General features: G+C 65.8%; 9 protein-coding genes. All 9 read left to right on the plus strand.

The window, feature by feature from the left end:
- The first annotated feature begins 216 nt into the window (after nt 1–216).
- Entirely contained in the window at nt 217–3,153 is a 2,937-nt protein-coding gene (glnE, locus tag NAV27_RS01860; RefSeq protein WP_102827941.1) for a bifunctional [glutamate--ammonia ligase]-adenylyl-L-tyrosine phosphorylase/[glutamate--ammonia-ligase] adenylyltransferase, read from the plus strand.
- Nucleotides 3,154–3,204: 51 nt separating this feature from the next.
- Complete coding sequence (locus tag NAV27_RS01865) at nt 3,205–4,128, plus strand: branched-chain amino acid transaminase (protein ID WP_043295460.1); 924 nt, start codon at nt 3,205–3,207, stop codon at nt 4,126–4,128.
- A gap of 81 nt (nt 4,129–4,209) precedes the next feature.
- Nucleotides 4,210–5,244 (plus strand): lipopolysaccharide heptosyltransferase II, encoded by a 1,035-nt coding sequence (gene waaF, locus NAV27_RS01870; protein WP_008569540.1) that lies wholly within the window; start codon nt 4,210–4,212, stop codon nt 5,242–5,244.
- Nucleotides 5,245–6,246: a lipopolysaccharide heptosyltransferase I gene (gene waaC / locus NAV27_RS01875; RefSeq protein ID WP_102827940.1), complete on the plus strand. Its 1,002-nt coding sequence runs from the start codon at nt 5,245–5,247 to the stop codon at nt 6,244–6,246.
- Nucleotides 6,246–7,367, plus strand: coding sequence for a glycosyltransferase family 4 protein (locus NAV27_RS01880; protein WP_102827939.1), 1,122 nt, complete (start codon nt 6,246–6,248; stop codon nt 7,365–7,367). The genes waaC and NAV27_RS01880 overlap by 1 nt, the downstream gene beginning before the upstream one ends.
- A gap of 121 nt (nt 7,368–7,488) precedes the next feature.
- Nucleotides 7,489–8,304 carry a lipopolysaccharide core heptose(I) kinase RfaP gene (gene rfaP / locus NAV27_RS01885; protein WP_102827938.1) on the plus strand — a complete coding sequence of 272 codons (816 nt, stop codon included), beginning with the start codon at nt 7,489–7,491 and terminating at the stop codon, nt 8,302–8,304.
- Complete coding sequence (locus NAV27_RS01890) at nt 8,301–9,038, plus strand: lipopolysaccharide kinase InaA family protein (RefSeq protein ID WP_102827937.1); 738 nt, start codon at nt 8,301–8,303, stop codon at nt 9,036–9,038. The genes rfaP and NAV27_RS01890 overlap by 4 nt, the downstream gene beginning before the upstream one ends.
- A complete protein-coding gene (locus tag NAV27_RS01895; protein ID WP_102827936.1) occupies nt 9,035–9,790 on the plus strand; it encodes a lipopolysaccharide kinase InaA family protein in 756 nt (251 codons plus the stop codon). The genes NAV27_RS01890 and NAV27_RS01895 overlap by 4 nt, the downstream gene beginning before the upstream one ends.
- Nucleotides 9,787–11,226, plus strand: coding sequence for a lipopolysaccharide kinase InaA family protein (locus NAV27_RS01900; protein WP_102827935.1), 1,440 nt, complete (start codon nt 9,787–9,789; stop codon nt 11,224–11,226). Before NAV27_RS01895 ends, NAV27_RS01900 begins: the two co-directional genes overlap by 4 nt.
- The last annotated feature ends 43 nt before the right edge of the window (nt 11,227–11,269 follow it).

Consider the following 11,269-nt stretch of genomic DNA (forward strand, 5'->3'; position numbering starts at 1 on the left):
CTTTGTGGGCGGGAGCGTTTATATGTTCTTGGATATGCCGGGGTAGGCCGGTCGTCTGTAGTTTTACTACAAAACTGCGCGGCGATCAGCCCCCTGCAGCATTCTTTAGTAGTAAAACTACAATCACAGGGCGCGGCCATACTTCCAAAGTGGCGCTTGCGCGGCTCTAGCTCGCGCGATCCGGCTGTTCCGACGTGACAAAAGGAAACGACCTACATGAGCCTGCCTCCACTGGCTGCATTGCCTGTTTCACTTCAGCCTTTTGTCAGCCGGGCGCAGGAGACGTTCCGGCGCGCCCTTGGCGAATCGTCCGAACAGATGCTGGCGGCGTGGCCCGCTGCCCGGCGCGAAACGTTCGGTCGCGTTTGCGCCGCCAGCGATTTTGTCAGCGAACAGGTTAGCCGAGATCCGCAGATGCTGCTGGAGCTGGCCGACACGGGGCTGCTGGAGCGCGCCCTGGCGCCCGGCGAGATGCGCGCTCTGCTGACGGCGGCGCTGGCCGAGTGCGACAGTGAGGATGCACTGGCGGTGTTGCTGCGGCGCTTTCGCAATCGCCATCAGGTACGCATTGTCTGGCGCGACCTGGCGCGTGAGGCGGACCTGGCGCAAACCTGTCGCGAGCTGTCGGACATGGCCGACGCCTGCGTCGATCTCGCCTATCAGTGGCTCTACGCCCGCCATTGCGAGCAGTTCGGCGTGCCGACTGGTAACCGCTCCGGCCGACAGCAGCATCTCGTCGTGCTCGGCATGGGCAAGCTGGGCGCGCACGAACTCAATTTGTCATCGGACATCGACCTGATCTTCGGTTATCCGGAAGGCGGCGAAACCGTTGGCGCCAAGCGTTCGCTGGACAATCAAGAGTTCTTCGTGCGGCTCGGCCAGCGCCTGATCAAAGCGCTGGATGCCATCACCGTCGACGGCTTCGCCTTCCGCGTCGACATGCGCCTGCGCCCCTACGGCTCGTCCGGGCCACTGGTGTTCAGCTTCAACGCGCTGGAACAGTATTACCAGGACCAGGGGCGCGACTGGGAACGCTACGCGATGATCAAGGCGCGCGTGGTCGCCGGCGATCAGCAGGCGGGCCGGGAGCTGCTGAAAATGCTGCGGCCGTTCGTCTACCGGCGCTACCTGGATTTCTCCGCGATCGAAGCGCTGCGTGGCATGAAGCAGCTGATCCAGCAGGAAGTCCGCCGCAAGGGCATGGCCGGCAATATCAAGCTGGGTGCCGGCGGTATCCGCGAGGTGGAGTTCGTCGCCCAGGCCTTCCAGCTGATCCACGGCGGTCGTGACCTCAGCCTGCAGCAGCGGCCGTTGCTGGATGTGCTGGCGACGCTGGCGGCGCAGGGTTACCTGCCGCCGGCTGCGGTCGACGAGCTGCGCGAGGGTTACGAGTTCCTGCGCTACACCGAGCATGCGCTGCAGGCGATCGCCGACCGGCAGACGCAGATGCTGCCGGAGAGTGAGGTCGACTGTGAGCGTGTCGCCTTCATGCTGGGCTTCGATAGCTGGACCGAATTCCATGAACGCCTGCTGCACTGGCGCGGGCGTATCGACTGGCATTTTCGCCAGGTCATCGCCGACCCTGACGAGGACGACAGCGAGGACGGCGAGCTGCCTGACGGCGGCGAATGGCTGGCGCTGTGGCAGCAGGACTGGGACGAGGACTTCGCCGCCGGTCAGCTGAGCGAGGCGGGTTTCCGCGACGGCCCGACGGCCTGCCAGCGTCTGGCGCTGCTGCGCGACGGCAAGCAGGTGCGCACCATGCAGCGGCTCGGTCGCGAACGGCTGGATGCCTTCATCCCGCGCCTGCTGGGGCTGGTCGTCGAGCAGGACGATCCCGATCTGGTGCTCGAGCGCGTGCTGCCGCTGGTCGAGGCGGTCGCCCGACGTTCGGCCTATCTGGTGCTGCTCAGCGAGAACCCGCACGCGCTGCGGCGTTTGCTCGAGCTGTGCGCCGCGAGCCCCTGGATTGCCGAACAGATCGCGCGCTTTCCGTCGCTGCTCGATGAGTTGCTCAACGCCGGGCGCCTGTACAGCCCGCCGCAGGCCCCGGAACTGGCGGCCGAGCTGCGCGAGCGGCTGATGCGCATCCCCGAGGACGATCTGGAGCAGCAGATGGAAGCGCTGCGCCACTTCAAGCTGGCGCATCGGCTACGCGTTGCGGCCTCGGAGATCGCCGGCACGCTGCCGCTGATGAAGGTCAGCGACTACCTCACCTGGCTGGCCGAGGCGGTGCTGAAAGAGGTGCTGATGCTCGCCTGGCGCTACATGGTCGCCCGCCACGGCGTACCGCGGCGCAGCGACGGCACGCCCTGCGATCCGGGATTCGTCATCGTTGGCTACGGCAAGGTCGGCGGGATCGAGCTGGGGCACGGTTCCGACCTCGATCTGGTGTTCATTCACGACGGCGATCCGGCGGTCGAAACCGATGGCGCCAAGCCTATCGACAGCGCGCAGTTCTTCACCCGCCTGGGCCAGCGCATCATTCATCTGCTGACCACCCAGACCACCTCCGGCCAGCTGTATGAGGTGGACATGCGCCTGCGGCCATCCGGTGCGGCGGGTCTGCTGGTCGGCTCGCTGGCCGCCTTCGAGCGCTACCAGAGCCAGGAGGCCTGGACCTGGGAGCATCAGGCGCTGGTGCGCGCGCGGGTACTGGCCGGCTGTGCGCGGCTGACCGCCGACTTCGAGCGAGTGCGCGCCGTGGTACTCGGGCGGGCGCGCGATCTCGACGCACTGCGCCGCGAAGTCAGCGAGATGCGCGCCAAAATGCGCGACAACCTCGGCACCCGCTCCAGCCATGCCGGCGTAGATGACAACGCGTTCGAGGCCGCGGCAGAGTTCAATCTCAAGCAGGATGCCGGTGGTATCGTGGATATCGAATTTATGGTGCAATACGCCGCTTTGGCGTGGTCGCACCAGCATCCTGAACTGCTGCGCTATACCGATAACATCCGCATTCTCGATGGGTTGGAGCAGGCCGGGTTGATGACCGGCGATGAGGTCCGGCTGCTGCAGGACGCCTACAAGGCCTACCGTGCAGCCGCCCACCGGCAATCACTGCAGAAGCAGCCCGGAGTGGTGAGTGGGGATCAATTTCACGACGAGCGCCGCGCGGTCATGCGTATCTGGCGCGAGCTGGGGCTCGAGTGAAGCCCTTCGTCGGGCTACCAAGCAATTTCGAATTCTGAGGAGCTGGCAACGATGTCGATGGCCGATCGTGATGGCGTGATCTGGTATGACGGTGAACTGGTGCAGTGGCGCAACGCGACCACCCACGTGCTGACCCACAGCCTGCACTACGGCATGGGCGTCTTCGAGGGCGTGCGTGCCTACAACACGCCGCAGGGCACCGCGATCTTCCGTCTGGAAGCGCACACCGACCGCCTGTTCGACTCCGCCCACATCATGGGCATGAAGATTCCGTTCACCAAGGCCGAGATCAACGAAGCCACCCGCGCCGCGGTGCGCGAGAACGGCCTGGAGAGCGCCTACATTCGTCCGCTGGCCTTCTACGGTTCGGAAGGCATGGGCATCCGCGCCGACAACCTGAAGGTGCACGTGATCGTCGCCGCCTGGCACTGGGGCGCGTACATGGGTGACGAGGCGCTGGAGAACGGCATCAAGATCCGCACCAGCTCCTTCACCCGTCACCACGTCAACATCACCATGACCCGCGCCAAGTCCAGCGGCAGCTACGTCAACTCGATGCTGGCGCTGCAGGAAGCGGTCTCCGGCGGTGCCGACGAGGCGCTGCTGCTGGATCCGGAAGGCTACGTGGCCGAGGGTTCTGGCGAGAACATCTTCATCGTCAAGAATGGCGTGATCTACACCCCGGAAGTCACCGCGTGCCTGAACGGCATCACCCGTGGCACCGTGCTGACCCTGGCGCGCGAGATGGGCATCGAGATCGTCGAGAAGCGCATCACCCGCGACGAGGTGTACATCGCCGACGAGGCCTTCTTTACCGGCACCGCCGCCGAAGTCACGCCGATCCGCGAAGTCGACGGTCGCCAGATCGGCATCGGCCGCCGCGGCCCGGTGACCGAGAAACTGCAGAAGGCCTACTTCGACCTGGTCACCGGCAAGACCGATGCCCATGCCGAATGGCGCACGCTGGTCAAATAAGCCAAGGGCTGGCAGCCGGAAGCTGGACGTGACCAACACTCCGGCACCGACTTCCAGCTTCACGCTGATGACTTCCCGCTTATGAATATTCTGATCGTAGGTCCCAGCTGGGTCGGCGACATGGTGATGGCGCAGACGCTGTTCGTCTGCCTCAAACAGCGCCACCCCGACTGCCAGATCGACGTGCTGGCACCCGAGTGGAGCCGGCCGATCCTCGAACGCATGCCCGAAGTGCGCCAGGCGCTGAGCTTTCCGCTCGGCCACGGCGTGCTCGACCTGGCGACCCGGCGCAAGGTCGCGCAGGGCCTGCGTGGCCAGTATCAGCAGGCCATACTGCTGCCCAACTCGCTGAAGTCCGCGCTGGTGCCATTCTTCGCCGGGATTCCCAAGCGCACCGGCTGGCGCGGCGAAATGCGCTTCGGCCTGCTCAACGATATCCGCAAGCTCGACAAGCAACGCTATCCGCTGATGATCGAGCGCTTCATGGCGCTGGCGTTCGAGCCGGATGCCGAACTGCCGCGGCCCTATCCGCACCCGTCGCTGCGTATCGATGCGACGACGCGCGCGGCGGCGCTGGCGCGCTTCGGCCTGAATGTCGAACAGCCGGTGCTGGCGCTGTGTCCGGGGGCCGAGTTTGGCGAATCCAAGCGCTGGCCGGCCGAGCACTTCGCCCAGGTTGCCGAGGCGAAAATCCGTGAAGGCTGGCAGGTCTGGCTGTTCGGCTCGAAGAACGACCATGCAGTCGGCGAGGACATCCGCGCGCGGCTGATTCCCGGCCTGCGCGAGGAGGCGGTGAACCTGGCCGGCGAAACCAGCCTGGCCGAGGCAATTGACCTGCTCTCTTGCGCCGAGGCGGTGGTTTCCAACGACTCGGGACTGATGCACGTGTCCGCCGCGCTCGGTCGTCCGCTGGTGGCGGTGTACGGCTCGACCTCGCCGGCGTTCACCCCGCCGTTGTCCGAGCAGGTCGAGGTCGTGCGCCTGGGGCTGGAGTGCAGCCCCTGCTTCGAACGCACCTGCCGCTTCGGCCATACCAACTGCCTGCGCGAACTGGACCCGGCCCGCGTGATCGAGGCGCTGGGGCGCCTGCTGCCGCAGCCGGTCGAGGTGCGCTGATTGAAGGTGCTGCTGGTCAAGACCTCTTCGTTGGGCGACGTCGTGCATACGCTGCCAGCGCTCACCGACGCGCAGCGGGCCATTCCCGGCATCCGCTTCGACTGGGTAGTGGAAGAAGGTTTCGCCGAGATTCCCGCCTGGCATCCGGCGGTGGATCAGGTGATTCCGGTGGCTATCCGCCGCTGGCGCAAGCAGCCGTGGCAAACCCTCCGCTCCGGTGAGTGGCGCCGCTTCAAGGCACGTCTGCGCGAAACCCGCTACGACTTGGTGATCGACGCCCAGGGGCTGCTGAAAAGCGCCTGGCTGACCCGCTACGTCAAGGCGCCGGTGGCCGGCCTGGACCGTGATTCGGCCCGCGAGCCGCTGGCTGCGCGCTTCTATGACCGGTGTTACGCCGTGCCGCGTGAGCAGCACGCGCTGGAGCGGGTGCGCCAGCTGTTCGCCCAGGCGCTCGGTTATCCGCTGCCGACCGGCATCGGCGACTACGGGCTGGACCGTGCGCGGATGGCTGCGCCGGGCGAGCAGCCGTACCTGCTGTTCCTCCACGGTACTACCTGGCCGAGCAAACACTGGCCGGAAGCCTACTGGCGCGAGCTGGCCGAGCGCATGAGCGATGCCGGCTGGGCGATCCGGCTGCCGTGGGGCAACGCCGAGGAGAAGGCCCGCGCCGAGCGCATCGCCGATGGCATCGGCAACGCGGCGGTGCTGCCGAAACTGAATCTGGCGGGTATCGCCCGGGTGATCGCCGGTGCGCGCGCTTGCGTCGCGGTAGATACCGGTCTCGGGCATCTGGCGGCAGCGCTGGATGTGCCGGCTATTTCACTCTATGGTCCGACGCTGCCCGGGCGCGTTGGCGCCTACGGGCGCTCGCAGGTGCACCTGTGCGCCAGCGGGCCGAGCGCCGGCAGCGGCGACCGGCACCGGCCCTGTTTCGACGAGCTGCGCCCCGAGCGCGTCGTCGCTGAATTGAATGCCCTGCTGCGGGCCACGGAGTCCGACTGATGCAACTGGCGTTCATCCTCTACAAGTACTTCCCCTTCGGCGGGCTGCAGCGCGATTTCATGCGTATCGCCCTGGAATGCCAGCGCCGTGGCCATACCATCCGCGTCTACGCGATGATCTGGGAAGGCGAAGTGCCGGACGGCTTCGAGGTGCTGATCGCGCCGGTCAAAGCGTTGTTCAACCACACCCGCAACGAGCGCTTCACCGCGTGGGTCGAGGCCGACCTGGCGCGCCGCCCGGTGGATCGCGTGATTGGTTTCAACAAGATGCCGGGGCTCGACGTCTACTACGCCGCCGACCCCTGCTTCGAGGACAAGGCGCAGACGCTGCGCAACCCGATCTACCGGCGCTGGGGCCGCTACAAGCATTTCGCCGAGTACGAGCGCGCGGTGTTCGACCCGCAAGCAAAGACCGAGATCCTGATGATCTCCGAGGTGCAGCAGCCACTGTTCGTCAAACACTACGGCACCCAGGCCGAGCGTTTTCACCTGCTGCCACCGGGCATCGCCGCGGACCGCCGCGCGCCGGCCAATGCCGCAGCGATCCGCGCCGAGTTCCGCGAAGAATTCGAGCTGCGCCCCGACGAGCTGTTGCTGGTGCAGATCGGCTCCGGCTTCAAGACCAAGGGCGTCGATCGCAGCCTCAAGGCGCTCGCCGCGTTGCCGCGCGAGCTGAAGCAGCGCACGCGGCTGCTGGTGATCGGCCAGGATGATCCCAAGCCGTTCAAGCTGCAGGCCAAGGCGCTGGGCGTTTCCAGCATGGTCGAGTTCCTCAAGGGGCGCAGCGACATCCCGCGCTTCCTGCTCGGTGCCGACCTGCTGATCCACCCGGCTTACAACGAGAACACCGGCACCGTGCTGCTGGAAGCGCTGGTCGCCGGCTTGCCGGTGCTGGTCAGCGATGTCTGTGGCTACGCGCATTACATTGAAGACGCCGCCTGCGGCTGTGTGGTGCCCAGTCCGTTCGAGCAGGCGACGCTCGACCAGTTGCTGGCGCTGACGCTCGCCGATGACGAGCAGCGTGCCCGCTGGCGACGCAACGCCCTGGCTTATGCCGAGACCGCGGACCTCTACTCCATGCCGCATAAGGCGGCCGACGTGATTCTTGCGGAGGGCAAATGATTCGGCCTTGCTGCCTGCCCCGCAGGCTGGATAACACGCGTAGTGCTTATTCGTCGGCGCTGCCGCAGTGCGTCAGTGGTGGGCAAGGCTACACCGTGCCCCCTCTGGCGGAGGGGCCACCATGCAACTGATCCTCGCCGAACCCTTCAAGAGCCTGTGGCGGGGCAAGGATGCCTTCGCCGAGGTCGAGCGCCTCGAAGGCCAGGTCTACCGCGAGCTGGAAGGCCGTCGCACGCTGCGTACCGAGGTCGAAGGGCGCGGCTACTTCGTCAAGATTCACCGCGGTATCGGCTGGGGCGAGATCGTCAAGAATCTGCTCACCGCCAAGGCCCCGGTGCTCGGCGCCGGCCAGGAATGGCGGGCGATCCAGCGTCTGCACGAAGTCGGCGTACCGACCATGACCGCCGTCGCGTACGGCGAGCGCGGGGCCAATCCGGCCAGCCAGCATTCGTTCATCGTCACCGAGGAGCTGGCGCCGACCGTCAGTCTTGAGGATTTCTCGGTGAACTGGCGCGAGCAGCCGCCGCTACCGGCGCTCAAGCGCGCACTGATCGCCGAAGTTGCCCGCATGGCCGGTACCATGCACCGCGCCGGTGTGAATCATCGGGACTTCTATATCTGTCACTTCCTGCTGCACACCGACAAGCCCGTTACAGCGAGCAATTTCCGCCTGTCGCTGATCGACCTGCACCGCGCGCAGACCCGAGCGCAGACACCGCGCCGCTGGCGCGACAAGGACCTGGCCGGGCTGTACTTCTCGGCGCTGGGCATCGGCCTGACGCGGCGTGACAAGTTGCGGTTTCTGCGCGGCTATTTTCAGCGGCCCTTGCGTGACATCCTGCATGACGAGGCGCATCTGCTCGCCTGGCTGCAGCGCAAGGCCGAGCGGCTGTCCAGTCGCTATGCGCGCAAGTACGCGCCGGGCGCACAGGCGTGAGTGGCTGGCAGCTCGCGACCGGCACGCCCACCGAGGCGGTCCGGGCATTCGCCGATCTGCCGACGGTGTTCGCGCTGACCGGCGAGGCGATCGCCAGCGATCCGTTATCCGAGGTGATTCGCGTCGAATGCGGCGGCTTGCGCTACTACGTCAAACGTTATTGGGCTGCCGGCAAAGGGCTGCGGCGCTTTCTCGGGCGGCCGCGGGTCAAGGCCGAATGGCAGAATCTGCGGCACTTCGCGCGCTGGGGTATTCCCGTCGCGCCGGTGGTGGCCTGGGGCCTGGAGCGTCGTGGTGGCGCATTCCTGCGTGGCGCGCTGATCACGCTGGAAGTGCCCAACACTGTCGACATGGCGGCCATGGCGGCGAACAACGACCCGCGTCTGAGCGATCGCCACTGGGTTGCGCGCATCAGTCGCCAGCTGGCGCATGCTACCCGCACCCTGCATGATCACCATTTCGCCCACAACGACCTGAAATGGCGCAACCTGCTGATCAATGAGGACGGCGGGCTGTTCCTGATCGACTGCCCCTCTGGCGCCTTCTGGTGGGGGCCTTTCCTGCGGCGGCGCATCATCAAGGATCTGGCCTGCCTGGATAAGGTGGCCAAGTACCATTTGAGTCGCACCCAACGCCTGCGCTTCTACCTGCAGTACCAGCGGCGTGGGCGGCTGATACCGGCTGATCGGGTGCTGATCGCGCAGGTGCTGGAGTATTTCGAGGGGCGCGAATGAACGAGTTTTTTTCCGTTACTGATCGGCCCCTGCTCGACGCGCACGGGCTGGCCAGCTTCGATGCACTCTGGGCCGTGCAGCTCGAATCGGTCGATATGCCCAATACCGGTCGCGGCGGCTGGAGTAGCGTGTTTCGCCTGGAGTTGGGCGATACGGCCTATTATCTGAAGCGACAGAGCAACTACCTGACTCACAGCCTGCGCCATCCGTTCGGCGAGCCGACGTTCGCCTGCGAATTTCGCAACATTCAGCGCTACCAGCGCCTGGGTATACCGGCGCTGCAGGCCGTATATTTCGGCGCGCGGCGAGTCGCCGGCGAGCATCGTGCCATCCTGCTCACTCGCGCGCTGGACGACTGGCGGGACCTCGACAGCTGGCTGATTAGTTGGAGTGAGCAGCCTCTAGCGACTCGGGCGGCCGTGCTGCGGGCCTGCGCCGAACTAGCCCGCACACTGCATGAGGCCGGTCAGCGCCACGGCTGTTTTTATCCCAAGCACATCTTTCTGCGCCCGGTCGGAGAGCGCTTCGAAGCCTGCCTCATCGATCTGGAAAAGACCCGGCCACTGCTGCCTGGGCGCAACGATCGTGTCGTCGACCTCGAAGCCCTGTTGCGCCGTGCCGCTGCCTGGGGCCAGAACGAGGTGCGACAACTGCTGGCGGGTTATCTGCAGCAGGACGAGCATGATCCGGCTATCGACGCCTGGCTGGAAAAGATCGCTGGCCGCCACCGTAGCAAGCAGGCACGCGCATGAAACTGAACGAACTGACCCGCGCCGGCCGCTCGCCGGCGCTGCCGCTGACGCTTGTGCTGCCCGCCGGCGAACTGCGCATGTTGCAGTGGCTGCGCGTGCTGCCGGGGCAGCGTTATGTCGGTAGGGCCGAATGGCAGGGACGTATCGTGCTGGCCAAGCTGCTGGTCGGCGCTAAGGCTGAGCGCCATTTCCAACGCGAGCGCCACGGTGCTCGGTTACTGGCCGAGCAGGGCATGAGTACCCCGGCGTTGCTCTCCGAGGGCTTTGAGACTGGGCTGGGTGGCTGGTTGCTCTTCGACTTCCTCGTTGGCGCCGAAAGTCTGGAACAGGCCTGGCGGGCGGTGGAGCACGAACCGCCGCTGTCCGATCTCCAGCAGACGGTGCTGGGGGAAGCGCTGGGCGCCATCGCGCAATTACACGCGCGCGGCCTGTGGCAGGACGATCTGCATCTGGACAATCTGCTGCGGCATGACGGCCATCTATTCATCATCGATGGTGGCGGCATTCAGGCGCAGACTCCCGGCCAGCCGCTGGCACGCGACAAGGTGCTGGCCAACCTCGGCGTGTTCTTCGCGCAGCTGCCGGCTGGTCTGGAGCCGTACATCGAAGAACTGCTGGTGCACTACATCTTGGTCAACGGCGAGCATGCCCTGCCGTTGGAGGCTCTGCTGCGGGAGATCGCAGGCGTACGTCGCTGGCGACTGCGCGACTATCTCGGCAAGCTTGGCCGCGACTGCTCGCTGTTCAGCGTAAGGCGCAGCCTGAGTGAGCTACGCATCGTTCGTCGCAGCGAGGCGACTGTACTGGAGAGTCTGCTGGACGCGCCGGATATGGCGCTCGAGTCGGGACGTGCAATGAAGCGGGGCGGCAGTGCCAGCGTGGCGCTGATCGAGACAGCCGGCCGGCCGCTGGTCATCAAGCGCTACAACATCAAGGGCCTGGGCCACTGGCTGCGTCGCTGCTGGCGACCCAGCCGTGCCTGGCACAGCTGGGTCGAGGGAAATCGCCTGAGTTTTCTCGGCATCGCCACGCCACGACCGCTGGCCATGCTGGAACGGCGTTGGCTGGGCCTGCGCCAACGCAGCTATCTGATTACCGAATACAGCGGCGGCGAGGATATAATTGCCCGTTTCCAGCCGTACCTCGCTGGTTCGCCGCCCGAATCCGAGTTGCGGGCACTCGATCAGTTGTTCGCTGCGCTACGTCGAGAGCGCATCAGCCACGGTGATCTTAAGGGTACCAACCTGCTCTGGGATCAGGGGTGCTGGACGCTGATCGATCTGGATGCTGCGCAGCAACACCGCAGCGAGGCGGGTTTCAGTCGCGCCTATACGCGTGATCGCGCACGTTTTCTGCGCAACTGGCCGGCCGACTCGGCGCTGCATCGGCTGCTGGCCGAACGAATACCGAAGGACAGCTTGGAGCCCGATGCTTGAAGCTGGAAGAACACGCTCTGCGGAGCTGAACTAAACATCCGCT

The organism is Stutzerimonas degradans (assembly GCF_024448505.1).
Classification (GTDB): Bacteria; Pseudomonadota; Gammaproteobacteria; order Pseudomonadales; family Pseudomonadaceae; genus Stutzerimonas; species Stutzerimonas degradans.

What these genes read in the sequence shown, in the direction of transcription:
- NAV27_RS01900 (WP_102827935.1), top strand. Translation starts at nt 9,787, where the DNA reads ATGAAACTGAACGAACTGACCCGCGCCGGCCGCTCGCCGGCGCTGCCG.
- NAV27_RS01880 (WP_102827939.1), top strand. Translation starts at nt 6,246, where the DNA reads ATGCAACTGGCGTTCATCCTCTACAAGTACTTCCCCTTCGGCGGGCTG.
- rfaP (WP_102827938.1), top strand. Translation starts at nt 7,489, where the DNA reads ATGCAACTGATCCTCGCCGAACCCTTCAAGAGCCTGTGGCGGGGCAAG.
- glnE (WP_102827941.1), top strand. Translation starts at nt 217, where the DNA reads ATGAGCCTGCCTCCACTGGCTGCATTGCCTGTTTCACTTCAGCCTTTT.
- NAV27_RS01865 (WP_043295460.1), top strand. Translation starts at nt 3,205, where the DNA reads ATGTCGATGGCCGATCGTGATGGCGTGATCTGGTATGACGGTGAACTG.
- NAV27_RS01895 (WP_102827936.1), top strand. Translation starts at nt 9,035, where the DNA reads ATGAACGAGTTTTTTTCCGTTACTGATCGGCCCCTGCTCGACGCGCAC.
- waaF (WP_008569540.1), top strand. Translation starts at nt 4,210, where the DNA reads ATGAATATTCTGATCGTAGGTCCCAGCTGGGTCGGCGACATGGTGATG.